Raw genomic sequence first — 26,556 nt, 5'->3', positions numbered from 1 at the left:
CAGGCTCTCTCCCGACTTTACCGATTTTACTTGGAAATCCAAGCAAAAACGCAGGTCAGGAGGGGTTTCACAGAAATGTGGAGCACTGGGTAACGTGATGACCGCAGGGCGCTCGCCGGGGCAACTGTCACACCTGTTCCGACCCAGTGACACCCACCCCGTGCACGGGTGTCGGAAACAGGTGAGCCGCTCCCCCAGCCTCTTGAAGAGCTGGGGGGACCCAGTCACCCGGCGACCCCGGGGGCCGGACCGACGGAGGAGCACACGTGACCGTGGAGAGCACTGCCGCGCGCAAGCCGCGACGCAGCGCCGGTAGCAAGGCCGGCACCACCGGCACCGAGCGCACGACCCGCACCACCATCAGCAAGGCCGCCGAGCCCGAGCTCGTGCAGCTGCTGACGCCGGAGGGCAAGCGGGTCAAGAACGCGAAGAACGCCGAGTACGCCAAGTACGTCGCCGGTGTCACCCCCGAGGAGCTCCGCGGCCTCTACCGCGACATGGTGCTCACCCGCCGTTTCGACGCCGAGGCCACCGCCCTCCAGCGTCAGGGCGAGCTGGGTCTGTGGGCCTCGCTGCTCGGCCAGGAGGCCGCCCAGATCGGCTCCGGCCGGGCCATGCGCGACGACGACTACGTCTTCCCGACCTACCGCGAGCACGGCGTCGCCTGGTGCCGCGGAGTCGACCCGACCAACCTGCTCGGCATGTTCCGGGGGGTGAACCACGGCGGCTGGGACCCCAACGGCAACAACTTCCACCTCTACACGATCGTCATCGGCTCCCAGACGCTGCACGCCACCGGCTACGCGATGGGCATCGCCAAGGACGGCGCGGACAGCGCGGTGATCGCCTACTTCGGTGACGGCGCCAGCAGCCAGGGCGACGTGGCGGAGTCCTTCACCTTCTCCGCGGTCTACAACGCGCCGGTCGTGTTCTTCTGCCAGAACAACCAGTGGGCGATCTCCGAGCCCACCGAGAAGCAGACCCGAGTACCGCTCTACCAGCGCGCACAGGGCTACGGCTTCCCCGGTGTACGGGTCGACGGCAACGACGTCCTGGCCTGCCTCGCGGTGACCCGGTGGGCGCTGGACCGGGCCCGCGACGGCGAGGGACCCACGCTGGTCGAGGCGTACACGTACCGCATGGGCGCCCACACCACCTCCGACGACCCGACGAAGTACCGGGCCGACGAGGAGCGCGAGGCGTGGGAGGCGAAGGACCCGATCCTGCGTCTTCGCCGCCATCTGGAGGCCTCAAACCACACGGACGAGGCATTCTTCGCGGAACTCGAAGCGGAGAGCGAGGCGTTGGGCAGGCGAGTGCGCGAAGCGGTCCGCGCCATGCCGGACCCGGACCGTTTCGCCATCTTCGAGAACGTGTACGCGGACGGACACGCGCTCGTCGACGAGGAGCGGGCCCAGTTCGCGGCCTACCAGGCATCGTTCGCGACGGAATCTGACAGCGGCTTCGCCGCGGGTTCGGGGGGAAACTGACATGGCGGAGAGTGTGACGTCCAAGAACCTGGCCCTGGCCAAGGCGATCAACGAGTCGCTGCGCCGCGCCCTGGAGGAGGACCCCAAGGTTCTGATCATGGGTGAGGACGTCGGCAAGCTCGGCGGCGTCTTCCGGGTGACGGACGGCCTGCACAAGGACTTCGGCGAGAGCCGCGTCATCGACACCCCGCTCGCCGAGTCGGGCATCGTGGGCACCGCGATCGGGCTGGCCCTGCGCGGCTACCGCCCGGTGGTGGAGATCCAGTTCGACGGCTTCGTGTTCCCGGCCTACGACCAGATCGTCACGCAGCTCGCGAAGATGCACGCGCGCTCGCTCGGCAAGGTCAAACTGCCGGTCGTCGTCCGCATCCCCTACGGCGGCGGCATCGGCGCGGTCGAGCACCACTCGGAGTCGCCGGAAGCCCTCTTCGCGCACGTGTCGGGCCTGAAGATCGTCTCCCCGTCCAACGCGTCCGACGCGTACTGGATGATGCAGCAGGCCATCCAGAGCGACGACCCGGTGATCTTCTTCGAGCCGAAGCGGCGCTACTGGGACAAGAGCGAGGTCAACACCGAGGCGATCCCCGGCCCCCTGCACAAGGCCCAGGTCGTCCGCGAGGGCACGGACCTGACCCTCGTCGCGTACGGCCCGATGGTGAAGCTCTGCCAGGAGGCCGCCGCCGCGGCCGTCGAGGAGGGCAAGAACCTGGAGGTCCTGGATCTGCGTTCGGTGTCTCCACTGGACTTCGACTCGATCCAGGTGTCGGTGGAGAAGACCCGCCGCCTGGTCGTCGTCCATGAGGCGCCGGTGTTCTTCGGCTCGGGCGCGGAGATCGCCGCCCGGATCACCGAACGCTGCTTCTACCACCTGGAGGCCCCGGTGCTCAGGGTCGGCGGCTATCACGCCCCGTACCCGCCGGCCCGCCTGGAGGAGGAGTACCTGCCTGGCCTGGACCGGGTGCTCGACGCCGTCGACCGTGCCCTGGCGTACTGAGGAGAGGGTCGTGACGACGATGACGGAAGCGTCCGTACGCGAGTTCAAGATGCCCGACGTGGGCGAGGGGCTCACCGAGGCCGAGATCCTCAAGTGGTACGTCCAGCCCGGCGACACGGTGACGGACGGCCAGGTGGTGTGTGAGGTCGAGACGGCCAAGGCCGCCGTCGAACTGCCCATCCCGTACGACGGGGTGGTCCGCGCGCTGCACTTCCCCGAGGGCACCACGGTCGACGTGGGTATGCCAATCATCGCGGTGGACGTGGCGGGCGGGGCGGCCGGCGCCCCGGTCGCCGAGGTACCGGCGCAGGCGGCCGCGCAGGTGCCGCCCACCCCGGAGGTGGCGAAGGCCGCAGCACCGGCCACGGCAGCACCGACCGCCGTGGCACCGAAGGCCGAGGCGACCAAGCCTGTGGGCTCGGGCCGACAGCCGGTCCTCGTCGGGTACGGCGTGGCCGCCTCCTCCACCAAGCGCCGTCCGCGCAAGGGCCCGGAGATCGCGGTCCCCCAGGTCCCGGACACGGTCCAGGCGGAGCTGAACGGCCACGGCGGCGCACCCGCCATGAAGGAGCGTCCGCTGGCCAAGCCGCCGGTGCGCAAGCTGGCCAAGGACCTCGGGGTCGATCTCGCCACGGTGGTCCCGTCCGGCCCGGACGGCATCATCACCCGCGAGGACGTCCACGCGGCGGCGGCTCCGGCGGCTCCGGCGGTCTCGGCAGCACCGGCAGCCGGGCCGGCGACGCAGGCACCGGTCACAGCATCCGCGTCCGTGCCCGTGCCGTCGTACGACACGGCTCGGGAGACCCGGGTCCCGGTCAAGGGCGTCCGCAAGGCGACGGCGGCGGCGATGGTCGGCTCGGCGTTCACCGCGCCACATGTCACGGAGTTCGTGACGCTCGATGTGACGCGCACGCTGAAGCTGGTCGAGGAGCTCAAGCGGGACAAGGACATGCAGGGCCTGCGGGTCAACCCGCTCCTGCTGATCGCCAGGGCCCTGCTGGTCGCCATCAAGCGCAACCCGGAGATCAACGCGTCCTGGGACGAGGCGGCGCAGGAGATCGTGGTCAAGCACTACGTCAACCTGGGCATCGCGGCCGCGACCCCCAGGGGTCTGCTGGTCCCGAACATCAAGGACGCCCAGGCCAAGACGCTGCCGCAGCTGGCGGAGTCCCTGAGCGAGCTGGTCTCGACGGCGAGGGAGGGCCGGACGTCCCCGGCCGCCATGCAGGGTGGCACGGTGACCATCACCAACGTCGGCGTCTTCGGCGTCGACACCGGCACCCCGATCCTCAACCCCGGCGAGTCCGCGATCCTCGCGATCGGCGCGATCAAGCTCCAGCCGTGGGTGCACAAGGGCAAGGTGAAGCCACGTCAGGTGACGACACTGGCACTGAGCTTCGACCACCGGCTGGTGGACGGGGAGCTGGGCTCCAGGGTGCTGGCGGATGTGGCGGCGATCCTGGAGCAGCCCAGGAAGCTGATCACCTGGGGCTAGCCGACGGGAGGGCCGCGCACCCCGAGGGGCGCGGCCCCTTCCCTCCGGCCCCTTGACGCCGGACGCCTCGGACGCCGGATGCACCGGACGAAGGTTGGGGACTTCGGCCGGGGACGAGGCCCGGTGACGAGGGTTTGACGGCGGTCCGGGGCCCGGGCTTGGGGCGTCGGCCTGGACGTCGGTTGGGTCACCGGCCCTGGACGCTGACCCTGGACGTGGGTCCAAGACGCCGACCTGCGATGCCTGCCAGCCTGGGGCACGCACGCCGGACGCCCGGCTCGGGCCGCCTGGCTCGGGCGGCCCGGCTCCACCGCGCGGGCTCCACCGCGCGGGCTCCACCGCGCGGGCTCCACCGCCCGGCTCCGGCCGCCTGGGTCGTCCGCCTGGGTCGTCCGCCTGGTCCGGGCGGCCCGGCTCCACCGCGCGGCTCCACCGCCCGGCTCCGGCCGCCTGGCTCGTCCGCCTGGTTCGGCCCGCCCTGGTTCGGCCCGCCCTGGTTCGGCCCGCCCGGGCTCGACCGCCCGGACTCGATCGCCTAGCTCGGGGGCCGAGGGGCTGGTTCGCGGGGGTGGTGGTGTCAAGTGGCTGTGGTCGGGTTCGCCTTGAGCCAGTGTTCGTCCGTGGTCCAGCCGAGGAGCAGTCGGCCGGTGCCCTCGTCCGCCCGGCCGCCCTCGGCGACCTGGCGCAGTCCGGTCAGGGCAGGGGCCAGTCGGCCCGCCACATGGCCGGGGTGGCGGGTGAGCTCCTCGGACAGCCAGGCCAGGGTGCGGGCCCGCTCGCCGGGTGTGCACAGGGACAGATGGAACACCATCTGCCGCCACGCATAGGCCACGTCCTTGATCGTCCTCAGCGGACGCGGGTCGCCGTGCACACGGCCGGTCAGCCGGCACACGGTGACGAAGCAGCGACGGGCCAGGTCCGGCCAGCCCGCTGCCGGGGCGATGCCGGCCCGGCGGACCAGCGTGGCCAGGTTGTGCGTGGTGAGGATCTGCGCCTGCTCGATCACCTTGCCGTTCGCGGCGACCGACCCGCCTCCGTGGGGCGAGCGGGACGAGGTGGCCTCGGCCCGCTCGGCGCACAGCTTCGCGAATCCGGGTGAGGTCCTGGCGGCCCGGGACCACTGGTCCGACGGCGCCGCCCCGGCGGTCTCGGCGATCGCCATGTTGCGGACGGCCCGGTAGTCGATGGCGTAGTAGCGCTCGTAGAGCGAGCCGCCGCCCAGCAGTTCCGCCGCGATCCGGGCCGCGGCGAGGAACTTCGGGGTGAACGTGCCCATGAAGATGTCCGCGGCCAGCTCCTCGACCAGGGGAGCGTCCAGCTCGGCCCGGCGGGCCAGCACGGACAGCTCACTGATCAGCGGGTTGGGCAGGATCGTGCCGGGGAAGGCCTGCACGGCCAGCTCACCGAGCTGGCGCAGCGCGAGGGCCGACACCGTGCCCGCCTCGGTGTTCGTGCCCTGCCCGGCCACGGCCCGCACCCACGGCAGTTCCTCCGCCCGCACCTGCCGCTGGAGGTTGAGCAGCAGCAGTGAACGGCGGCCCGCGAACGCCCGGTGGTTGGCGGCAGCCAGCGTGCGCAGGGCCGGGTCGGGGTAGGCCTGCGCGGTGGTGGTGGCGACGAGCTGCGGGACGAGCTCGGCCAGCACCTCCGCCGAAGGCACGACCCCGCGTTCCACGAGGGTGCTCAGAGGCGCGCTCAGGGCGGCCTCGACGGGCCGCCGGACACCGGCCGGAACCGCCGCGCCCGAAGGCAGCCCCGTCTCCCGCGCCTCCTCCTCGCTCACCGGGGCGACGAGCGGCGCGACCTCGGCCACCCCCGCCTGCTGGTCGAGCACGGACAGTCGGCGCAGCACCAGCTGGGCCAGCGCGTGGTGCGAGGGCAGCGCCGCCTGGACGGCCTGTGCCCCGCGCAGCGCCGTGAGCTCCGCGGAGCCGGGCAGCCCGCGCCGCCGCACCATGGAGGTGACGGCGTGCCGCAGCAGTCCGAGCCGGCGCGCGTCCAGCTCCCGTCCGGCGACGGTCTCCTCCAGCGCTCCGCGCAGGATCGCCAGGTTCTCCTTCGGCTTGCGGTGCTTGCCGCAGTAAGTGTGACGGCCGGCCAGCTCGCGGTAACGTCGCAGCAGTTCGGCGCCGTGCTCGTGCCAGGCGTCGTCGGGGGCTCGCGTCAACACCCGGGTGGGCTGTCCGGCGTCGGCGGTCCGCAGCCAGTGGGCGAGCAGTTCGTCGCCGAACGGCTGCCACACGGCGAGGGCCTCCCGTTGTGTCTCCACCGCCTGGCTGGACCGCCGTCGCGTCAGGCTCGCGCCGGCCTCGGCGACGGTCCGGCGGTGCACCATGCCGGCGTCGGGCGCCGGGCGGGTGGACGGGCGTGGCGTGAACCGCAGCCGTCCCGCGAACGGGGCGATCTCCTCGACGAGTTCCAGCGCCGCGTCCGTCTCCCCGGCCCGGGCCAGCCAGGCCACGGTGAGCAGGGCGGCCTCCTCGGGGACGGTCACCGCGTACCGTCCGCTGTCGAGGAGTTCGTGGAGCCGGGCCAGTCCGTCCTCGGACAGCCAGTATGCGAACAGCGCCCGCCGGTCCTGGGGCACTCCGGCCCGGCGCGCGGCCTCGACCTCGTACTCCGTCAGAGGCCCGCCGGCGCTCGGCCCGCCGGTGGCCCAGCCGCCCCGGAGCACCTCGGGTGTGACCCACGCGGGCAGATCCCGGACCGGTGTGCGGGAGCCGATGGTGAGCAGCCCGGTCGCCATGCCCGCGAGTACGGACCGCCACCCCCGCTGTCGGTCCCCGGCCCGGTGGCGGGTGGCGGGGTCTTCGTGGGTGAGCGCGGTCCTGAGCGCCCCGGCCAGTTGGCCGGAGGCGTAGCCCGGGTTGGCCTCTGCGAGGTGCTGCTGGTCAGCGTCGTCGTTCATAAGCCGACGTGGCGGGTGCCGCCCCCGCTCCCTCCGGGTCCCGAGCCCGGTGCTCTGACTGCTGAGCTACACGTCGATGAGCCGACGTGGCAGGTTCCGCCCCTGCGCCCTCCGGGTCTGGAGCCCGGTGCTCTGGCTGCTGAGCTACACGTCGATGAGGCCCGACGGTAGTCGTCGAACAGACGCCCGTACAACCGGGTTTCGTCGACGGCGGGACCTGCGCAGCCGCGTCGCAACCCCCGGCGCCGGGGGCTGCTGCCCTGCCCCGTGACTCCCGGCAGCGCGGCAGGCGTACGTGCGAAGGGGCGTGTTTCACGTGAAACAGGTGCGCCTACGCCGGCACGTGCACCGTCTCCACCCGGCTCGCCACCAGCCGCTCCCGCTCCCGCCGGTCCGCTCGCTTGCGCAGCCGCAGGATCTGGCTGACACCGAGGGCCTGGAGGACGAAGACGCAGGAGAAGGCGATCGTGTAGTCGTCGCCGGTCGCGTCCAGGAGCACGCCGACCGCGAAGAGCGTCGTCATCGACGCCACGAAGCCGCCCATGTTGGTGATCCCGGAGGCCGTGCCCTGGCGCTCGGGCGGGTTGGCCGGACGGGCGAAGTCGAAGCCGAGCATGGAGGCGGGGCCGCACGCCCCGAGGACCGCGCAGAGCACCACGAGCAGCCACATCGGTGCCCGGTCACCGGGGTACGCGAGCGTGGCCGCCCACATCAGGGCGGTCGCGCCGACCGTGCCCAGGGCCAACGGCAGCCGCGCTCCGTGGTGCCGGGCGACGATCTGGCCGTAGACGAGGCCCACCACCATGTTGCAGAGCACCACCAGGGTCAGGAGTTCGCCGGCCGTCGCCCGGGACAGACCCTGCGCCTCCACCAGGAACGGGAGGCCCCACAGGAGCAGGAACACCATGGCCGGGAACTGGGTGGTGAAGTGGACCCACAGCCCGAGGCGGGTGCCCGGCTCGCGCCAGGACGCGACGATCTGGCGGCGGACGTAGGCCGCGCCCTGGTGCGGGAACGGTTCGGGCTCGTGGCCTTCGGGGTGGTCCTTCAGGAAGAGCAGCAGGAGGACCAGGACGACCACTCCCGCCAGCGCGCTGCCCGCGAAGGCCGCGGTCCAGCCGATGCTGTGCAGGAGGCGGGCCAGGACGAGCGTCGAGACCAGGTTGCCCGCCATCCCGGCCAGGCCCGCCAGCTGCGCGACCATCGGGCCGCGGCGTGCCGGGAACCACCTGGTCCCCAGCCGCAGGACGCTGATGAAGGTCATCGCGTCCCCGCAGCCGAGCAGCGCGCGTGAGGCGAGGGCTGTGCCGTAGGACGGGGAGAAGGCGAAACCGAGCTGGCCGGCCGTGAACAGCACGACGCCGATGGCCAGCACCTTCTTGGTGCCGAGCCGGTCCACCAGCAGGCCCACGGGTATCTGCATGCCCGCGTAGACCAGGAGTTGGAGGATCGAGAAGGTGGACAGGGCCGAGGCGTTCACCTGGAAGCGGTCGGCGGCGTCGAGGCCGGCCACCCCCAGAGAGGTGCGGAAGATGACCGCGACGAAATAGACCGAGACGCCGATCCCCCAGACGGCCATCGCGCGTCGTCCGCCCGGCGGATCACCCGGAAGGGTGGAGTTCACGCTGCGGGGTGCGGTGCTCATCGGACCTCCCCACGGGCCAGGTGCGAGAACCAGCCGACGTGCCGGTGCACGATCTCGACGGCTGCCTCGGCGTCGCCGGACCGCAGCGCCTGCAGGATCTCCTCGTGCTCGTTGAGCGTCTTGGCTATCCGGTCGGGGTGGGAGTGCATCACGGCGACGCCCATCCGCAGCTGTCGGTCGCGGAGTTGGTCGTACAACCTGGACAGGATCGCGTTGCCGCCGCTGCGGACGATCTCCGCGTGGAAGCAGCGGTCGGTCACGGCGGCCGCGGCCAGGTCGCCGGCGGCGGCCTGCGCCTTCTGCTTCGCGAGCAGCTCTTCCAGGCGCTCGATCAGACCGGCCGGCGCGGGGACCGCCTTGCGCGCCGCGTGCTCCTCGACCAGCAGGCGGGTCTCCACCACGTCCGCGATCTCCTGTGCGGAGACCGGCAGGACCAGTGCGCCCTTCTTCGGGTAGAGCTTGATCAGCCCCTCCACCTCGAGGCGCAGCAGCGCCTCCCGCACCGGTGTGCGCGAGACCCCCACGGCCTCGGCGAGCTCCCCCTCCGTGAGGAGGGTGCCGCCCTCGTAGCGGCGGTCCAGGACCCCCTGCTTGATGTGGGAGTACACGCGGTCGGCGGCGGGCGGCTGCTTCAGGGGAACGGGGGCGGGCGGGGCTGAGGACGGCATGCCCACAGGATAGATACAACACGTACGCATCGGGGGGCCGGTCCAGAATGCGGACCCGTGGACGGGTGTCGGGCGGGTGCCGGTGCGAGGGCCGGAGCGGGTGTCGGCGCGGGTGTCGGGCGGGGGTCGGCGCGTGAGGCCGGGTAAGAGCCGGGCCAAGTAATCGGAAATTCTGTCCGGCAAGCGCACAACTTTGTGTGCTACTTACGTGTCACACATGTGCGGCCCATCCTTTTCCCCTTTCAACTTGGCCGCACCGCAGGGGCATTCGACGTAATCGGGGTATTTCAGTTGATAACCGCCATCAAGGGCGTTCGAGTCCGCAGGGCCGCAGCCGTTGCCGTCACCGCCGGCGCCGTGCTCGCGACCGGAGCCCTCACCGCGGCACCCGCGCAGGCTGTCACGACGCCGACCATCACCGCCAAGGGCGGATACCTGATGAACAGTGCGACCGGTGCGACCCTCTACACCAAGGCCGCGGACACCAAGCGGCTCACCGCCTCCACCACCAAGGTCATGACCGCGAAGGTCGTGCTGTCCCAGGCGAACCTGAACCTGGACACGAAGGTCACGATCTCGAAGGCTGTCAGCGACTACATGGTCGCCGAGGGCTACCCGTCGTCGGCCAGGCTGATCGTCGGCGACAAGGTCACCGTCCGTCAGCTGCTGTACGGGATGATGCTGCCGTCCGGTTGTGACGCGGCGATGGCCCTCGCCGACAAGTTCGGTACCGGCACGACGGTCGCGGCCCGCACCAAGAACTTCATCTCCAAGATGAACACCACGGCCAAGAACCTGGGCATGACGAACACGCACTTCGACTCGTTCGACGGCCTGAGCAACGGCGCCAACTACTCGACGCCGCGCGATCTGACGAAGCTCGCGCGCAGTGTGATGAAGAGTTCGACGTTCAAGACGGTCGTGAAGACCAAGTCGTACACGGCGAAGACGATCACCAAGACCGGTGCCACGCGCACCATGGGCGCCTGGGCCAACACCAACACGCTGCTCGGCTGGAACGGCACGCTCGGTCTGAAGACCGGTTCCGGTACCGAGGCCAAGTACTGCCTCATCTTCGCCGCCACGCTCAACGGCGAGTCCGTGATGGGCACCGTCCTCACGGCCCCCGACGCGGCGAACCGCACGGCCGACGTGAAGAAGCTCATCAACTACGGCTACGCGAGGATCAGCTGACCTCGCAGACCGCGTACGCGACCGGGCCCGCCGTGATCCACACGGCGGGCCCGTTCCGTTGTCCGCGCCCCTCCGGGCCGGACGGCGGCTACCTCGTGACCGCGAAGTTCCGCAGGATCGCCGCCGTCAGCTCCGGCTCTCCTTCCGCCTTCACCCGGTCGGAGACCGCCTCCGCCGTCACCCGGCCGCAGGCCAGTCGGACGTAGGTCTCCCAGTCGAGGGTGAACGCGGCGGCCGGACCCAGCGCGGGGGCCGTCTCCAGGGTGCCGCGGCCCTGGATGTCGACGCGGATGGTGCGCAGGAACTCGATCGGCCCGTGCACGTCGAAGACGACCGCCGAGCTGCGCGGAGCGTCGGCCTTCTCGGCGACGACCGCCGGGAGCTCGGCGAGCAGCGCGTCGCGGGTGATGTGCGCGCCGGGGGAGTCGAGGTTGCCGGGATGGCCGAGGGCGGCGCGCAGGTCCTGTTCGTGCACCCACACGTTGAACGCGTGCCTGCGCATGGACTCCTCGAGCGTGAGCTCGGTGCCGAGCGGGCCGCGCACCACCGTGGTGGGCTGGCGGGACTCGTTGCGCAGCTGGCGGTTGCGGCGGATGACCGTGTACTCCAGCTCGGACGTCATCTCCGGCGCCGTGTGGTGGCGGCGGACGTCGACCTGCATCTCCATGTAGCGCTGGAAGTCGTTGGTGACGTGGAACAGGTCGCGCGGCAGGGTGTGGATGGGGCGCGGATCGCCGTACATCTCGCAGTCCAGCCCGATGACGTGCGACACGATGTCGCGCACCGACCAGCCCGGGCACGGCGTCCGGCGGTTCCAGTCCGCCTCCACCAGCGGCTGCACCAGCTCGGATATCGCTTCGATGGAGTGGGTCCAGGCGTCGGCGTAGGGCTGGAGGGTGGGATGCAGACTCACGGAAACGGGACCCCTCGGCGGTCGGTACTCGGGTGGGTTGTGGCGGCGATGCCAGCGGGAGGTGGCGGGTGTCGGCGGGTGCCTCGAAACTCCCTCGATTCTCGGCTGCGCTCAAATCGGGGGGACCCCCAAGTTACGCTGCTGTGAGGCACCCCGGCAGTGCTTTCGTGTGACGATCGTAGGCCCGTGTGAACGACTCGAATGCCAGGACGGTGGTAGTGTGCGCGCCTCCCTCATCCAGATCGCTGTAGAAGAGGGCGAATCGGTCGAATCGCGGCGGGTGCGGGTCGCCGCGCTGGTAAGAGCCCAGGCCGGTGCCGCCGACCTCGTGGTGCTGCCGGAACTGTGGACGACCGGCGCGTTCGCCTATGAGGAGTTCGCCGGCGAGGCCGAGCCCCTGGACGGGCCGACGTACGAGGCGATGGCCAAGGCCGCGAGCGACGCGGGCGTCTGGCTGCACGCGGGATCGATCCCGGAGCGGGCGCCGTCCGACAGCGGCTCCCCCACGGGCGAGGGCCCCCTGTACAACACGTCTCTGGTCTTCTCCCCCTCCGGTGAGCTGGCCGCCGCCTACCGCAAGATCCACCGCTTCGGCTTCGACAAGGGCGAGGCCGTGCTGATGGGCGCGGGCGAGGAACTCGTGACGGTCCGCCTCCCGGAGACGACCGTCGGCGTCGCCACCTGCTACGACCTCCGTTTCCCCGAACTCTTCCGCGCTCTCGTCGACGCCGGCGCCGAGACCCTGGTCATCCCCGCGGGCTGGCCCGAGCGCCGCCGGGCGCACTGGACGCTGCTGGCCCGGGCGCGGGCGGTCGAGAACCAGGCGTTCGTGCTCGCGTGTGGAACGGCCGGGACACACGCCGGAGTTCCGCAGGCGGGTCACTCGATCGTGGTCGATCCATGGGGTGAGGTGCTGGCCGAGGCGGGCTCCGGCGAGGAGGTCCTGACGGTCGACTTCGACCCGTCCAGGGTCGCCACGACCCGGGAGCAGTTCCCGGCCCTGAAGGACCGGGTGCTCGGACTGCGCACACCCGGACGCCGGTCCTAGTCGGCGCGGTCCCCTTCCTGGCGGGCCGGCCCGGCCTCATCCAAACGAGAGGCCCTAGTCCTCGCGCTCCTTGTCGGCGAGGTGGATCACGCAGACCGCCACCGCGATGAGCAGCGCCGGATCCGCGTCCTCCCGTACGACGTCGACGCCGTAGGTCTCGCGCACGTGCAGCCACCGCCGGGAGACGACGGCCAGCAGTTCGCCGTCGTACTCGACCGCGAACTCACGGTCGAGGATCTTGCCGCTGACGTCGAGTTCGGTGCGGCCGTCCGCCAGGGCCACGCGGTAGTGGTTGCGCAGCAACGACAGCCGCTTGCGCCGGATCGTGGCCAGCGGCCCGCCGTCCCGCTCGATCACCATCGTGTCCCGCAGGGCGAACATCTTCTGGTGGATGTCGATCAGGACCCGTCCGCGGGCGTCCTTCAGCTCGAAGGTGTCCCGCAGCCGCATCGCCTTGCCGTCGACGAGGTAGACCTTGTTGCCGTGGTCGTCCTCGATCCAGTAGTCGTCGCCGATGCCGAGGAGCCGGTCGCGTACGAGGAATCTCATGTCGTCACGGCTTCCCCGGCGGCCGGTCCGAAACGCCGCCGGTAGGCCGATGGGCCGAGTCCTGGTCACGCGCCGCACGCGTGCGCGCGGCTTCGCGGCAGTGCCCGGACCCCAGTCGGCCGCGACCAGGTCGGGCCGCCGCTCCCCACGCTCGGTCAGCCGGCAGGCCGGCACCGCGCCCTCCCCCGCTGCCTCAGGGGCGCGAAGGCCCCCGCCGCCGTCAGTCGGGCGGGCGGGCGGAGTCGTGCCGGGCCGGTCCGCCTCACCGGAGGCGGGGCGGACCGGCCGCCGTGGGTCCCGGGCGGACCGCCCGCCGTCGGCCCCGGGCCGGACCGGACGCCCGAGCCGGGTCACGGTCAGACGCCGTAGCCGTCGTTGTAGCCGTCGCCGCGTCGGTGCCGCTCCGTCTCGACCACCGTGGTCGAGGCCGGAGGCACCATCACCCGGCGGCGCCGGGCGATGCTGCTGAACGTCGTCACGCCGATCAGACCGACGATCATCAGGATGACGCCGACCAGGTCGAGGTTGACGCCCTGCATGTCCCAGTCGGTCGCGAACGTGAGGATGGCTCCCACGGCGATGAGGATGATGCACCCGCCGAGGCCCATGATGTCGCCTCCTGTCCGGTGTACCGGCCGTTCCGGTTCACCACCCGATCCGGGTACCCAGGGGTCCGACTCCCATGCGCCGCGGCCGACTTGCTAGCCCTCCAGGAACGCCGCCAGCGCGTTGGCCAGCAGGTACGGGTCGGCGTCGCCGCACAACTCCCGCGCGCTGTGCATCGACAGGATGGCCACACCGATGTCGACGGTGCGGATTCCGTGCCGGGCCGCGGTGATCGGGCCGATGGTCGTGCCGCACGGCATGGAGTTGTTGGAGACGAAGTTCTGGAACGGCACGCCCGCCTTCTCGCAGGCGGCCGCGAAGATCGCCCGGCCCGAACCGTCCGTCGCGTAACGGTTGTTGACGTTCACCTTGAGGATCGGACCGCCGTTGACCCGCGGGTGGTGCGTGGGGTCGTGCCGCTCCGCGTAGTTGGGGTGGACGGCGTGACCGGTGTCGGAGGACAGACAGACGGTCCCCGCGAACGCTCTCGCCCGGTCCTCGTACGACCCTCCGCGCGCGAACACCGAACGCTCCAGGACGTTGCCCAGCAGCGGTCCGTCCGCGCCGGTGTCCGACTGCGAGCCGTTCTCCTCGTGGTCGAAGGCGGCCAGCACCGGGATGCAGGGCAGGCTCCCGCCGCCGGTCGCCACGGCCGCCAGCGCCGCCGTGCCGGCGTGCACGGACAGCAGGTTGTCCATGCGGGGGCCGGCCACCAGCTCCTCGTCGCGGCCCAGGTAGGCGGGCGGCTCCACGGAGTGCGCCATCAGGTCCCAGCCGGTGACCTGCCCCGGGGCCAGCCCGGCCTCCTCCTCCAGGAAGGCGATGAGGTCGCCGTCGCGCACATCGCCTCCCAGGCCCCAGACGGGCTGGAGGTGACGCTGCTTGTCGAGCTTGAGTCCGTCGGTGTTGACCGCCCGGTCCAGGTGGATGGCGAGTTGGGGGACCCGCAGCAGCGGGCGGCCGACGTCGACCAGGCGGGTCGAGCCGTCCCGCAGGGTCAGCCGGCCCGCCAGGCCGAGGTCGCGGTCGAGCCAGGAGTTGAGCAGCGGACCGCCGTAGATCTCCACGGCCACCTGGCGCCAGCCGTGCGCCCCGGTGTCGGGCTGCGGCTTGACGCGCAGGTTCGGGGAGTCGGTGTGCGCGCCGATGATGCGGAACGGCGTGTGCGGCGCGGCCCCCTCGGGCACGTACCAGGCCACGATCGCGCCCCCGCGCAGCACGTACCTGCCGCCGGTTCCGGCCGCGGCCACCGTCGACGTCCCCGTGTCCCAGGCGTCCGTCTCCGAGACCTGCAGGAAACCGGCCTTCTCCAGGCGCTCGGCCGCGTTCGCCACGGCGTGGTACGGCGATGGGCTCGCCGTCAGGAACGTCATGAGGTCGTCGGTGTGGCCGCGGTCGAAGCGGGAGGGTGCGCTCATGGGTTCACCTTAACGACGTACGAGAGCCCGCTCCCGGTGATGGGGAGCGGGCCCTCGTGAGGACAATGTGGAGTGCTGCGCGGTTGTGCGGATGCGTCCTGGAACGCGGCCTCTGAGTGCTAGAAGGCGGCCTCGTCCAGCTCCATCAGGTCCAGCTCGACGCCCGCGGCGACCTTGCGGGCCAGGGTGACGCCCGGCAGGACGTCGGCCGCGAAGAACTTCGCCGCCGCGATCTTGCCGGTGTAGAACGCCACGTCCTTGGCGGACAGGGCCTTCGTGGAGGCCGACTCCAGCTTCTCGGCGGCGATCGCCGCACCCTTGAGGAGCAGGTAGCCGACGATGACGTCCCCGGAGGCGAGCAGCAGGCGGGTGGTGTTCAGGCCCACCTTGTAGATGTTCTTGACGTCCTGCTCGGTGGCCGCGAGGTCGGTCAGCATCAGGCCGACGATGGCCTCCAGCTCGACGGCGGCCTTGGCCAGGTGCTCACGGGCGCCGGCCAGCCGCTCGCCGCCGGTGCCCAGCGCGAGGAACTTCTTGATGTCCTCGGCGAGGGAGTTCAGCGCCGAGCCCTGGTTGCGGACGATCTTCCGGAAGAAGAAGTCCTGGCCCTGGATCGCCGTGGTGCCCTCGTACAGGGTGTCGATCTTGGCGTCGCGGATGTACTGCTCGATCGGGTACTCCTGGAGGAACCCGGAGCCGCCGAACGTCTGGAGCGACTGGGCGAGCTGCTCGTAGCCCTTCTCGGAGCCGTAGCCCTTGACGATCGGCAGGAGCAGGTCGTTGAGCGCGTGCTCCGTCTTCGCGTCCTCGCCGTTCGCCTCCTTCACGGCGATCGCGTCCTGGACGGAGGCCGTGTAGAGGACGAGGGCGCGCATGCCCTCCGCGTACGCCTTCTGCGTGATCAGCGAGCGGCGCACGTCGGGGTGGTGGGTGATGGTGACCTTCGGCGCGGCCTTGTCCCCGAACTGCGCGAGGTCGGAGCCCTGGACGCGCTCCTTGGCGTACTCCAGCGCGTTGAGGTAGCCGGTCGACAGGGTGGAGATCGCCTTCGTGCCGACCATCATGCGGGCGAACTCGATGATGCGGAACATCTGGCGGATGCCGTCGTGCTTGTCGCCGATCAGCCAGCCCTTGGCGGGGTGCCGGTCGCCGAACGTCATCTCGCAGGTGTTGGAGGCCTTGAGGCCCATCTTGTGCTCGACGTTCGTCGCGTAGACGCCGTTGCGCTCGCCCGGTTCGCCGGTCTCGAAGTCGAAGAGCGTCTTCGGGACCATGAAGAGGGACAGGCCCTTGGTGCCGGGTCCGGCGCCCTCGGGACGGGCCAGCACGTAGTGGAGGATGTTCTCCGACATGTCGTGCTCACCGGACGTGATGAAGCGCTTGACGCCCTCGATGTGCCAGGAGCCGTCCTCCTGCTGGACCGCCTTGGTGCGGCCGGCGCCGACGTCCGAGCCGGCGTCCGGCTCGGTGAGGACCATCGTGGAGCCCCACTGCCGGTCGACGGCGATCTGCGCGATCTTCTTCTGGACGTCGTTGCCCTCGTCGAAGAGGATGCCCGCGAAGGCCGGGCCGGAGGAGTACATCCACACGGCCGGGTTCGCGCCGAGGATCAGCTCCGCGTACGCCCAGATCAGGGACGGCGGGGCGGTGGTGCCGCCGATCTCCTCGGGCAGGCCGAGCCGCCAGTACTCGGAGTCCATGAAGGCCTGGTAGCTCTTCTTGAAGGACGCGGGCACCGGCGCGGTGTTGGTCTCGGGGTCGAAGACCGGCGGGTTGCGGTCGGCGTCCGTGAAGGACTCCGCCAACTCGTTCTCCGCGAGGCGGGTCAGCTCCTCGAGGATGCTTTTCGCGGTCTCGGTGTCCATCTCCCCGAACGGGCCGGTGCCGTACAGCTTGTCGCGTCCGAGTACCTCGAAGAGGTTGAACTCGATGTCGCGGAGATTCGACTTGTAATGCCCCATGGCGACGGCTCCGTAAAGAGAGATCGGCGAGGGACCGGGATCCTCGCGCTAGTTCAGATACCAACAAGTAGCTACGATGATGCTACCCGTCGGTAATAAGTCGCAACCCCGAACCGGTCATCTGTGACGCGCAACGCGTCACGCAGGCCCGGTACGGGGCCCCGTACCGCCCCGTCCGGCGGGCGCGCTCGGTACGCTTGCGCCCATGTACGGATACGGCCAGCCCATGGACGGCGGTGCTGCACAGCAGCAGTACGCCCCGCCGCAGCAGCAGATGCCCGGCGGCCACGGCGGGTACGGTCAGCAGCCGCCGCTCTATCCGGAGCCGTCCCCGCCGTCCCTCGCGGACGCGGTGCGGGCGTTCACCACCGGGCAGCTGGCCGCCGAGGACTTCCAGCAGGTCTTCGCCACCTCCAAGGTCTACTGCCCGCGCGGTGACAACCCCGGCTTCCTCGCCCTGCACAACACCCAGCAGCCGGTGATCCCGATGTTCACCTCGCTCAAGGAGCTGCGCCGGTACGCGGGCAAGGAGTCCAAGTACTTCGTGATCACCGGCTCCGAGATGATCGACCTGCTGCCCACCGGTTACGGCTTCGTCCTCGACATGGAGGGCGAGCACCGGATGGTGTTCGACGCGAAGGCGGTCGAGCAGATGGTCGAGTTCGCGATGCGACGGATGTACGGCTGAGGGTCCTCCCCGGCTGCCTTCCTGCACGGCTCCTTCCTCCATCGGTCCCTCCTCCGGCTCCCTTCGGCCCGCTTCCTTCCGGGTGCTGCCCGGCTGTTCCCGGGGCCCGGCGCTCCCCTGCTCTTGTCGCAGCCATGCCATAGGGTTCCTCGCGGCGGCCGCACCCCGCGCTGCCCGCACCCCGCGCCCCGTCCGCACCCACGCGCCCTGCCCGCGCTCCCGCGCGCCACCGATCTCTCGCGCGGTCGTCTCCCTATGGGAATGTCTTCCGGACTTCCGTCGTTACGGGTGGCAGAAAGTTCAACGCTCAACTAAACTGGACGCACATCGCCCAAGGAGGTACGGACATGCCCGCAGTGACCGTCGAGAACCCGCTGACCCTGCCGCGCGTCACGGCAGCGGCCGACGCCGTCGCCCGTCCCGTGCTCACCGTCACGACCGCGCCCAGCGGCTTCGAGGGCGAGGGCTTCCCGGTACGCCGCGCGTTCGCCGGGATCAACTACCGACACCTCGACCCGTTCATCATGATGGATCAGATGGGTGAGGTGGACTACGCGCCGGGCGAGCCGAAGGGCACCCCCTGGCACCCGCACCGCGGCTTCGAGACCGTCACCTACATCATCGACGGGATCTTCGACCACCAGGACAGCCAGGGCGGCGGCGGCACCATCACCAACGGCGACACCCAGTGGATGACGGCCGGCTCGGGCCTCCTCCACATCGAGGCGCCGCCTGAGTCGCTGGTCATGTCCGGCGGCCTCTTCCACGGCCTCCAGCTGTGGGTGAACCTGCCGGCCAAGGACAAGATGATGGCCCCGCGCTACCAGGACATCCGCGGTGGGCACGTACAGCTCCTGACGACCCAGGACGGCGGCGCGCTCCTGCGCGTCATCGCGGGCGAGCTGGACGGGCACGCGGGCCCCGGTATCACCCACACCCCCATCACGATGGTCCACGCGACCCTCGCGCCGGGCGCGGAACTCACTCTTCCGTGGCGCGAGGACTTCAACGGTCTCGCGTACGTCCTGGCGGGCCGCGGTTCGGTCGGTGCGGAGCGCCGCCCGATCCACCTGGGGCAGACGGCGGTCTTCGGCGCGGGCTCCTCGCTGACGGTCCGCGCGGACGAGAAGCAGGACTCCCACACGCCTGACCTGGAGGTCGTGCTGCTGGGCGGTCAGCCGATCCGTGAGCCGATGGCCCACTACGGCCCGTTCGTGATGAACACCAAGGACGAGCTCCAGCAGGCCTTCGAGGACTTCCAGAAGGGCCGGCTGGGCACGATTCCGGCGGTGCACGGGATGACGGCGGAGGGCATCTAGCCCTCCGGCTCGCCGGAAAACCGGTACGGTGCGACAAGGCCCGAAGCCGCAACTTTGGTTTGCGACTTCGGGCCTGTCTCATTCGGCGGTGATGCCCGTACAGCAGCACGTGGATCGGCGCTCCGTCAGCGGAGCAGCCTGCCTGCCGCGTGCACCCGCGCTTGAGCAGTGTGCGCAGGCAGTCGTAGACGCGAGCTCGAGTGAGCCCCGTGCGAGTGGAGATCACCTCGATGCGGTGACTGGCCTCACCCAGGACGAGCGCAGGCGCCAGGTAGGCCGCCACCGTCGCCACATCCACAGCCGGGAACCGCTGGTTCGATTCTGATGCCGGGTCACGTCCTCTCACCCAGGCGGCCGTCCGGTCAGGACAGCCCGGCGCCTGCGTGGTCCGCTGAACACGTGCACCTGCTCCCGCTCCCCGCCCGCCGGTTCGCCGCCTGGTGCGCCGTGATTCTTCTCGCGGCGGGCGTCGGGTACGTGGGAATCCGGCTGTGCGCCGAATTGCGTACCGCCGTCACGCCCGTGTTGCTCGCGTTGCTCGGGACCGCGCTGCTCAGGCCGTTGTACCGGAGGCTGGTGGAAGTGGGGGTGTCCCGGTCGCTGTCGGCGGGGCTGACCTGTGTCGCCGTCGTCGCCGTGGTCGGCGGGGCCGTGTACATCGTCGTCGCCGCGCTGATCGACAGCGGGGATCAGATCGTCGCCGCGCTCAGGTCGGCGTCGCGGGGTGTCGCCGAGCACTTCGGGGCCGCCGGGACCTCGCTCGACGACCTCGCGTCCCATGCGAAGGAACTGCTCACGAGGTTCGGGGGGACGGCCGCCTCCAATGTCATCAGCGGGGTCAGTGTCGTCGGCGAGAGCATCGCCATGGCCGTGCTCGCGCTGCTGCTCGTCTTCTTCTTCTTGCGGGACTCGCACCGGGCCGTCGGCACACTGCGGTCCGTCGCTCCGCGTGGGACCGGCGACACGCTGGAGGCCATGGCACGGCGGGCTTTCCGCGCCGTGGAAGGGTTCATGCGCGGGACGACCTTCATCGCCTTCATCGACGCCGTCTGCATCACCGTCGGGCTGCTCGTCCTCGATGTGCCGGGGGCGGTCGGGCTGGGTGCCCTGGTGTTCGTCGGGGCGTACATCCCCTATCTCGGCGCATTTCTCTCCGGGGCCGTCGCCGTGCTGGTCGCGCTCGCCGACCGGGGCTTCGTCATCGCGCTGTGGGCGCTCGGGGTGGTCCTGGCCGTGCAGGTGCTGGAGGGACACGTGCTTCAGCCGATGATCCAGAGCCGGACCGTGCAGATGCATCCGGCGGTGGTGATGGTGACCATCACGGCGGGGGCGTCCGTCGCCGGGATCCTGGGCATGCTGCTCGCCGTGCCGCTGACGGCCGCCGCCTTCGGGGTCCTGCACGAACTGCGGGCGCGCTACAAGTCGTCCGACGAGAGCTCTTCCGACGAGCTCTCGTCCGACAGGAGCTAGTCCTACGACGGTTCGTCCTACGAGGGCTCGTCCGGCGACGGTTCGTCCGACGTGGGCTCGTAGGACTCGTGGGGCTCGACGAGCTCGAACCAGATGCTCTTGCCCTTGCCTCGTGGCGCCACCCCCCAGGTGTCCGCGAGCAGTTCGATGAGGACCAGGCCGCGCCCCGAGGAGGCCAGTTCGCCGGGGCGGCGCATGTGCGGGAGGTCGTCGCCGGTGTCGGTGACCTCGATGCGGAGCCGGCGTTCGCCGGGGGCGCCGGTGACCTCGGCGACGAGCAGGGCGTCCGCGTCGGTGTGGACGAGGACGTTCGTCAGCGTCTCGGAGACCAGGAGGACCGCCGAGTCGATCTGGTCCTCGCAGGTCCAGTCGTGCAGCAGCTCGCGCAGTTGCTGCCGGGCGGCGGCGATCCGTTCGGGCTCGGCCTGCGCGACCGTCAGCATCGAGCGGCGCACGGGCTGCCGCACCGGCACGGGAGACATGCTCGGGCCGCAGGCGCCGTCGCCCTGGCGGCACAGGAGCAGTACGGCGATGTCGTCCTCGCGCCGGTCCGCGAGGGGGCCCGTGGTGTGGTGGGAGGAAGGGCCGTGCACCGCCTGGACCAGGGCGTCGGCCAGCTCCTCCAGATCGCCCTCGTGCGTCTCGAGGGTCTTGCGCACGCGCCGCCAGCCGGTGTCGAGGTCGTGGCCTCCGGTCTCCAGCAGGCCGTCGGTGCACAGCATCAGCGTCTCGCCGGGTTCCAGGGCGAGCCGGGTGGTGGGGTAGTCGGCGTCGGGATCGATGCCCAGGGGCAGGCCCCCGGAGGTCGCGCGGACCAGCACGGTGCCGTCGGACATCCGGATCGCGGGGTCCAGATGGCCGGCCCGGGCGGCCTCCAGCACCCCGGTCACCGGGTCGACCTCCATGTACAGACAGGTGGCGAACCGCGGATCGGCACCTGCCCCGCCGTCCGTGGCGGTGAGGCCGTGGAAGAAGCCGGAGGCGCGGGAGAGGACGGCGTCGGGGCGGTGTCCCTCGGCGGCGTACGCCCGTACCGCTATGCGCAGCTGGCCCATGAGGCCCGCGGCACGGACGTCGTGGCCCTGGACGTCCCCTATCACCAGGGCGAAACGGCCCCTCGGCAGCGGGATCATGTCGTACCAGTCGCCGCCGACCTGGAGGCCGCCGCCGGTCGGTATATAGCGGGCTGCGAGGGTCATGCCGGGTATTTCGGGGCCTAGGGTCGGGAGCATGGAGCGTTGCAGGCCGTCGGTCAGCTCGCGCTGGGTCTCCGCGGCGCCGGCCCGGGTCAGGGCCTGGGCGAGCATGCGCGCGACCGTGGTCAGCACGGACCGCTCGTCCGGGGTGAACGCCACCGGGTAGGCGAAGCCGGCCATCCAGGCGCCCATCGTGCGGCCGGCCACCGTCAGCGGCAGGAACGCCCACGAATGACGGCCGAAGTGCGAGGCCAGCGGCCAGGTCAGCGGGTAGCGCTCCTTGTACCGCTCGGGGGATGACAGGTACACGGCCCGTCCGGTGCGCACCACCTCGGCGGCCGGATAGTCCGTATGGATGGACATCTGAGTGAAGGGGTCCTCGTCGCCGGACTGGTGTCCGTGGTGGCCGATGATCGTCAGCCGGTCGCCCTCCACCCCGAAGACGGCGAGCCCGTCCGGTGAGAAGCCCGGCATGGACAGAGCCGCCGCGACCCTCAGGACCTCCTCGGTGGACCGCGCCTCCGCCAGCGCCCGGCCCGCGTCCAGCAGGAACGCCTCACGCGAGCGCCGCCAGTCGCCGGTGACGGCGGTCCGGCCGGCGGGTGTGCCCGGCGTCGGCTCGGTCACCTCCTGGAGGGTGCCGATCAGCTCGTACGCCTTCCTCACCGGGTCGAAGGACGGCTTGGAGCGGCTGCGCACGACCCGGACGACCCGCCCCTGGTCGTCCATGATCCGGATGCGTACCTCGGCGAGGGTGCCCTCGGCGACGGCGAGCTGGATCACCCCGGTGATCTCGTTCCAGTCGACGGGGTGCAGGCGGGCCCGGGTCTGGGCCTCGGTGAGGACTCTCTCCTCCGGGGGCAGCCCGAGCAGCCGGGCCGCCTCGGTATCGACCGTGACCAGCCCGGTGGCGGTGTCCCAGTGCCACAGGCCGGTCGCGAGGGAGGCCAGGACCTCCCCCACGGCGGGCAACGGCTCGCCAGTGCGCATTGCCCCACTTTAAGAAGATGCGATAGAAGAGTGCCACTCTGATCACCACTCGCTATTGGGGGGAGCCGCGCTTGGGCTGCCCGGTAGGCTGGGGGTGTTTCACGTGAAACACCGGCTGAGACCCCTCGGCTGAGGCTCTCGGCCGAGACGCATGGTTGAGCCTCATGACCGGGACTCACGGTTGAACCCAGACCCCGATCCGCGAAGACTGGATGAACGACGATGCATCGGTACAGGTCCCACACCTGCGGCGAGCTCCGCGCCTCTGACGTCGGCACCGACGTCCGGCTGAGCGGCTGGCTGCACAATCGGCGCGACCTGGGCGGCATCCTCTTCATCGATCTGCGCGACCACTACGGCATCACGCAGCTCGTCGCACGTCCGGGCACGCCCGCGTACGAGGCCCTCGACAAGCTGACCAAGGAGTCGACGGTCCGCATCGACGGCAAGGTCGTCTCGCGCGGCGCGGAGAACGTCAACGCGGAACTGCCGACCGGTGAGATCGAGGTCGAGGTCGGCGAGGTCGAGCTGCTCGGCGCGGCCCAGCCGCTCCCCTTCACGATCAACTCCGAGGACGGGGTCAACGAGGAGCGGCGCCTGGAGTACCGCTTCCTGGACCTGCGCCGTGAGCGCATGCACCGCAACATCATGCTGCGGACGTCGGTCATCTCGGCGATGCGGCACAAGATGACGGCACTGGGCTTCAACGAGATGGCGACGCCGATCCTGTCCGCGACCTCTCCCGAGGGCGCCCGCGACTTCGTCGTCCCGTCCCGTCTGCACGCGGGCAGGTTCTACGCCCTGCCGCAGGCCCCGCAGCAGTTCAAGCAGCTGCTGATGATCTCGGGCTTCGACCGGTACTTCCAGATCGCGCCCTGTTTCCGTGACGAGGACGCCCGCGCGGACCGTTCGCCGGGCGAGTTCTACCAGCTCGACGTCGAGATGAGCTTCGTCGAGCAGGAGGACGTCTTCCAGCCGATCGAGAAGCTCATGACGGAGCTGTTCGAGGAGTTCGGCGGGGGCCGGCATGTCACCTCCCCGTTCCCGCGCATCCCGTTCCGGGAGGCGATGCTGAAGTACGGCTCCGACAAGCCCGACCTGCGGGCTCAGCTGGAACTCGTCGACATCACCGACATCTTCGAGGGCTCGGAGTTCAAGGCCTTCGCGGGCAAGCACGTGCGCGCGCTGGCCGTGCCGGACGTCTCCGCGCAGCCCCGCAAGTTCTTCGACCAGCTCGGCGACTTCGCCGTGACACTGGGTGCGAAGGGCCTGGCCTGGGTCCGCGTGACCGAGGACGTCCCCCAAAGCCCTGACGGCCGGGGAGGTACCCCCACGCTGACCGGCCCGATCGCGAAGTTCCTGACCGAGGAGAACGTCGCCGAACTGACCAAGCGCCTGTCGCTGGCCGCCGGTCACGCGGTGTTCTTCGGCGCGGGCGAGTTCGACGAGGTCTCGAAGATCATGGGCGCGGTGCGGGTCGAGGCCGCCAAGCGTGCCGGGCACTTCGAGGAGAACGTCTTCCGCTTCTGCTGGATCGTCGACTTCCCGATGTACGAGAAGGACGAGGAGACCGGCAAGATCGACTTCTCGCACAACCCGTTCTCGATGCCGCAGGGCGGTCTGGAGGCCCTGGAGACCCAGGACCCGCTGGACATCCTGGGCTGGCAGTACGACATCGTCTGCAACGGTGTCGAGCTGTCCTCCGGCGCGATCCGGAACCATGAGCCGGAGATCATGCTCAAGGCGTTCGAGATCGCGGGCTACGACCGGGACACGGTCGAGGACAAGTTCGCCGGCATGCTGCGCGCCTTCCGCTTCGGCGCCCCGCCGCACGGCGGGATCGCCCCGGGCGTCGACCGCATCGTCATGCTGTTGGCCGACGAGCCGAACATCCGCGAGACCATCGCCTTCCCGCTCAACGGCAACGCCCAGGACCTGATGATGGGCGCGCCGACGGAGCTGGAGGAGGCCCGGCTGAGGGAGCTGCACCTGTCGGTGCGCAAGCCGCAGCCGAAGTAGGGGGCAGGCAGGTGGCCTGAGCAAGCCGTGGAGAAATGGCCCGGAACCGGCGTCGGTTCCGGGCCACTTTCGTTTTCCCCGGAAACTGACAGCCCTTCCTTATGCTCCTGACAGGTTTCGTCCCTAGCGTCCCGGCCTCATGACGGGATCTCAGAAACCACACAGCGAACGGGACTTATCGCGGCGGAAGGTCGTGGCCGTCGCAGCCGGCGGCATCGCGACGGCGGGGCTGGGCGGCACCGCCTTCGCGGCGAGCGCCGCAGGCGAGCACGGCAGACCGGCCCGGACCGGGGCCGGCGCCGACGGGGAGGCCTGCTACCGGCTGACCTCGGAGACGGTCGAGGGCCCCTACTACATCGACGCCGACAAGATCCGCCGGGACGTCACGGAGGACCGGGAGGGCGTCCCGCTCCTCCTCGGCCTGAAGGTGATCGACTCGGAGAGCTGCAAGCCGATCCGGAACGCGGCCGTCGACATCTGGCACTGCGATGCGGCGAGGGTGTACTCGGGCTACGAGGACCAGGGCAACGGAGGCGGTGGCGGAGGCGGCGGTCCCGCTCCGACCGGTGGGCCCCCTACCGGCGAACCCCCGACCGGCGCGCCCACCGGAGCGCCCCCGGGAGGCGGCCACCAGGAGCCCACGGACGACGGCCGCTACCTGCGTGGCACCTGGCGAACGGACCGGCACGGTCAGGTGACCTTCCGCACGGTCTTCCCGGGCTGGTACCGGGGCCGGTGTGTCCACATCCACGTCAAGGTGCACGTGGACGGCGAGTGGACCGACGCCGGTTACGAGGGCGGGCACACCTGCCACACCGGCCAGTTCTTCTTCGACGAGGAGTCCGTTCTCGCCTCCGCGGTGGTGGAGCCGTACGCGAGCAACACCGCCGAGCGCACGACCCTCACCGAGGACACGATCTACGACCAGAGCGGCACCCAGGGCGGCCTGCTGAAGCTGCGCTACGACGCGCGGGACATCGCGAGGGGCGTCCACGGGTCGATCACGGTCGGCGTCGATCCGGACGTGACGGAGGACGGCCAGGGCATGCCGCCGCAGCCGAGCGCTTCGGCTTCGGATGCCGCCTCGGCTTCACCCTCGGCTTCCGGGAGCTGACGGATTTCTTCGGGCCACGCCCTCCGGCCTGCGTTGCGACGCGTTGCGACGCGCTTCGGGGGGCGTAGCTCCCTTCATGGGCCGCTCCGATCCGCCCCTGCTCCCTGCTCCTGCTCCCGGCCCGGGCTCCCGACCCCGGCTCACCGCCCCCGCTTCCGCTCCCTTCCCCGCTCCCGCCCCCGCTCCTGGAAAGCTCACCGGAGCCGCACAGGAAGCCCGGGGGGCGGGCACAGCGCCGCGTCGTTTCATAGCGGTACGCCGGCACGGGCCGACGGGGCGAGGGAGGAAGCCACAGCCATGGGATCCACGGGGTTCATGATCACGCTTTCGGTGCTGCTGATCGCCGGTGCGGTGGTGGGGGTGGTGGCCCAGCGCCGCGCGGCGCGCACCCGACGCCCGTCCGGCCCGTCCCACCCGTCCGGGCTGTCCGACCTGGACGCGGAGGCGGAGGCGAACCACTGGCTGCTACGCCTGGGCGGCGGCCTGGTCCCGCCGGACGCGCGGGCCTGGGCGGGCGCGGACGAGTCGGAGGGGCGGGGGCTGATCAGCGCGGCGGAGTGCCTTCGGGCGGCGCGGGCTCAGCTCGACGAGGCCCGTACGGCCGGGGAGTACGCGGAGGTCACACGGGTGGCGAAGGAGGGGCTGGAGCAGCTTCGGGTGGCGCGTGCGGCGCTGGGGCTCACACCGACCCCCGTCGACGACCGCACGCCCGAGGCTCGGCGACCGGCCGGCGCGGGTGCGCGGTAGCCACGCGTCGTCGGCCCGGTGCCCCGACTGGACGCCGCCGGGCGGGACGCGTCGCACGGCGGGCCGTCCGGCACCGGCGCCTTTACCGTGAGCGGGCTGAAAACAGACCCCTGAACCGGCCCAT

The 26,556-nt window shown here is 70.9% G+C and carries 20 protein-coding genes and 2 tRNA genes; 11 read left to right on the top strand and 11 right to left on the bottom strand.

Translation table 11 applies throughout. The annotated features are described in order from the left end of the window. Positions 1–266 precede the first annotated feature (266 nt). From pdhA to ACIPFH_RS22565, 3 genes are read left to right on the top strand one after another with little or no spacing between them, the layout of a single operon-like run. Positions 267–1,490 carry a pyruvate dehydrogenase (acetyl-transferring) E1 component subunit alpha gene (gene pdhA / locus ACIPFH_RS22575; protein ID WP_401828759.1) on the top strand — a complete coding sequence of 408 codons (1,224 nt, stop codon included), beginning with the start codon at positions 267–269 and terminating at the stop codon, positions 1,488–1,490. 1 nt (position 1,491) lies between these two features. Further along, positions 1,492–2,484, top strand: a complete 993-nt coding sequence (locus ACIPFH_RS22570) for an alpha-ketoacid dehydrogenase subunit beta (protein ID WP_401828757.1) — start codon at positions 1,492–1,494, stop codon at positions 2,482–2,484. Positions 2,485–2,494: 10 nt separating this feature from the next. Continuing rightward, complete coding sequence (locus ACIPFH_RS22565) at positions 2,495–3,979, top strand: dihydrolipoamide acetyltransferase family protein (protein WP_401828754.1); 1,485 nt, start codon at positions 2,495–2,497, stop codon at positions 3,977–3,979. 577 nt (positions 3,980–4,556) lie between these two features. Here the strand turns inward: ACIPFH_RS22565 and ACIPFH_RS22560 are convergent. The 5 genes from ACIPFH_RS22560 to ACIPFH_RS22540 form a co-directional block, all read right to left on the bottom strand. Continuing rightward, positions 4,557–6,887, bottom strand: a complete 2,331-nt coding sequence (locus ACIPFH_RS22560) for a hypothetical protein (RefSeq protein WP_401828752.1) — start codon at positions 6,885–6,887, stop codon at positions 4,557–4,559. A gap of 3 nt (positions 6,888–6,890) precedes the next feature. Further along, positions 6,891–6,963, bottom strand: a tRNA-Pro gene (locus ACIPFH_RS22555). A 5-nt stretch (positions 6,964–6,968) separates the two neighbouring features. Beyond that, positions 6,969–7,041: transfer RNA gene (locus ACIPFH_RS22550), tRNA-Trp, on the bottom strand. A 177-nt stretch (positions 7,042–7,218) separates the two neighbouring features. Then, a complete protein-coding gene (locus ACIPFH_RS22545; protein WP_401828750.1) occupies positions 7,219–8,532 on the bottom strand; it encodes a nitrate/nitrite transporter in 1,314 nt (437 codons plus the stop codon). Beyond that, positions 8,529–9,200 (bottom strand): GntR family transcriptional regulator, encoded by a 672-nt coding sequence (locus tag ACIPFH_RS22540; protein WP_401828749.1) that lies wholly within the window; start codon positions 9,198–9,200, stop codon positions 8,529–8,531. The genes ACIPFH_RS22545 and ACIPFH_RS22540 overlap by 4 nt, the downstream gene beginning before the upstream one ends. Before the next feature lie 291 nt (positions 9,201–9,491). Here ACIPFH_RS22540 and ACIPFH_RS22535 point away from each other — a divergent pair, with 291 nt between their 5' ends. Beyond that, entirely contained in the window at positions 9,492–10,394 is a 903-nt protein-coding gene (locus ACIPFH_RS22535) for a D-alanyl-D-alanine carboxypeptidase family protein (protein WP_401828746.1), read from the top strand. Positions 10,395–10,482: 88 nt separating this feature from the next. Here the strand turns inward: ACIPFH_RS22535 and ACIPFH_RS22530 are convergent, their stop codons facing one another. Then, positions 10,483–11,307: a maleylpyruvate isomerase family mycothiol-dependent enzyme gene (locus ACIPFH_RS22530; RefSeq protein ID WP_401828745.1), complete on the bottom strand. Its 825-nt coding sequence runs from the start codon at positions 11,305–11,307 to the stop codon at positions 10,483–10,485. Positions 11,308–11,527: 220 nt separating this feature from the next. On the opposite strand from ACIPFH_RS22530, the gene ACIPFH_RS22525 reads away from it, so the two are divergent. Next, entirely contained in the window at positions 11,528–12,355 is an 828-nt protein-coding gene (locus ACIPFH_RS22525; protein ID WP_401828743.1) for a carbon-nitrogen family hydrolase, read from the top strand. Positions 12,356–12,409: 54 nt separating this feature from the next. Here the strand turns inward: ACIPFH_RS22525 and ACIPFH_RS22520 are convergent, their stop codons facing one another. The 4 genes from ACIPFH_RS22520 to ACIPFH_RS22505 form a co-directional block, all read right to left on the bottom strand. Further along, entirely contained in the window at positions 12,410–12,904 is a 495-nt protein-coding gene (locus tag ACIPFH_RS22520) for an LURP-one-related/scramblase family protein (protein ID WP_401828740.1), read from the bottom strand. Between the two features lie 356 nt (positions 12,905–13,260). After that, positions 13,261–13,512 (bottom strand): DUF6458 family protein, encoded by a 252-nt coding sequence (locus ACIPFH_RS22515; protein WP_356252325.1) that lies wholly within the window; start codon positions 13,510–13,512, stop codon positions 13,261–13,263. A 93-nt stretch (positions 13,513–13,605) separates the two neighbouring features. Next, a complete protein-coding gene (locus ACIPFH_RS22510) occupies positions 13,606–14,928 on the bottom strand; it encodes a M18 family aminopeptidase (protein ID WP_401828737.1) in 1,323 nt (440 codons plus the stop codon). Between the two features lie 119 nt (positions 14,929–15,047). Beyond that, positions 15,048–16,889 (bottom strand): acyl-CoA dehydrogenase, encoded by a 1,842-nt coding sequence (locus ACIPFH_RS22505; RefSeq protein WP_401828735.1) that lies wholly within the window; start codon positions 16,887–16,889, stop codon positions 15,048–15,050. A 205-nt stretch (positions 16,890–17,094) separates the two neighbouring features. Here ACIPFH_RS22505 and ACIPFH_RS22500 point away from each other — a divergent pair, with 205 nt between their 5' ends. The 3 genes from ACIPFH_RS22500 (at position 17,095) to ACIPFH_RS22490 (ending at position 20,366) form a co-directional block, all read left to right on the top strand. Then, positions 17,095–17,577, top strand: a complete 483-nt coding sequence (locus ACIPFH_RS22500; RefSeq protein WP_028806966.1) for an SseB family protein — start codon at positions 17,095–17,097, stop codon at positions 17,575–17,577. 347 nt (positions 17,578–17,924) lie between these two features. Beyond that, the gene (locus ACIPFH_RS22495; RefSeq protein WP_401828733.1) at positions 17,925–18,896 is read left to right on the top strand and encodes a pirin family protein; all 972 of its coding nucleotides are present in this window, start codon (positions 17,925–17,927) and stop codon (positions 18,894–18,896) included. Between the two features lie 399 nt (positions 18,897–19,295). Further along, positions 19,296–20,366 carry an AI-2E family transporter gene (locus ACIPFH_RS22490; protein WP_401828732.1) on the top strand — a complete coding sequence of 357 codons (1,071 nt, stop codon included), beginning with the start codon at positions 19,296–19,298 and terminating at the stop codon, positions 20,364–20,366. A gap of 17 nt (positions 20,367–20,383) precedes the next feature. Here ACIPFH_RS22490 and ACIPFH_RS22485 read toward each other — a convergent pair whose 3' ends face one another. Beyond that, the gene (locus ACIPFH_RS22485; RefSeq protein WP_401828730.1) at positions 20,384–22,552 is read right to left on the bottom strand and encodes a SpoIIE family protein phosphatase; all 2,169 of its coding nucleotides are present in this window, start codon (positions 22,550–22,552) and stop codon (positions 20,384–20,386) included. A 222-nt stretch (positions 22,553–22,774) separates the two neighbouring features. On the opposite strand from ACIPFH_RS22485, the gene aspS reads away from it, so the two are divergent. From aspS to ACIPFH_RS22470, 3 genes are all read left to right on the top strand, one after another. Then, positions 22,775–24,571: an aspartate--tRNA ligase gene (aspS, locus tag ACIPFH_RS22480; RefSeq protein WP_401828729.1), complete on the top strand. Its 1,797-nt coding sequence runs from the start codon at positions 22,775–22,777 to the stop codon at positions 24,569–24,571. A 139-nt stretch (positions 24,572–24,710) separates the two neighbouring features. After that, positions 24,711–25,685 (top strand): intradiol ring-cleavage dioxygenase, encoded by a 975-nt coding sequence (locus ACIPFH_RS22475; protein WP_401828726.1) that lies wholly within the window; start codon positions 24,711–24,713, stop codon positions 25,683–25,685. Positions 25,686–25,982: 297 nt separating this feature from the next. Beyond that, on the top strand, positions 25,983–26,432 hold the full coding sequence (locus ACIPFH_RS22470) for a hypothetical protein (protein ID WP_401828723.1): 450 nt from the start codon (positions 25,983–25,985) through the stop codon (positions 26,430–26,432). The last annotated feature ends 124 nt before the right edge of the window (positions 26,433–26,556 follow it).

The organism is Streptomyces sp. NPDC088157 (genome assembly GCF_044741545.1).
Classification (GTDB): Bacteria; Actinomycetota; Actinomycetes; order Streptomycetales; family Streptomycetaceae; genus Streptomyces.
The sequence above is the reverse complement of the archived record's forward strand: the minus strand, read 5'-3'. Positions and strand labels throughout refer to the sequence as shown.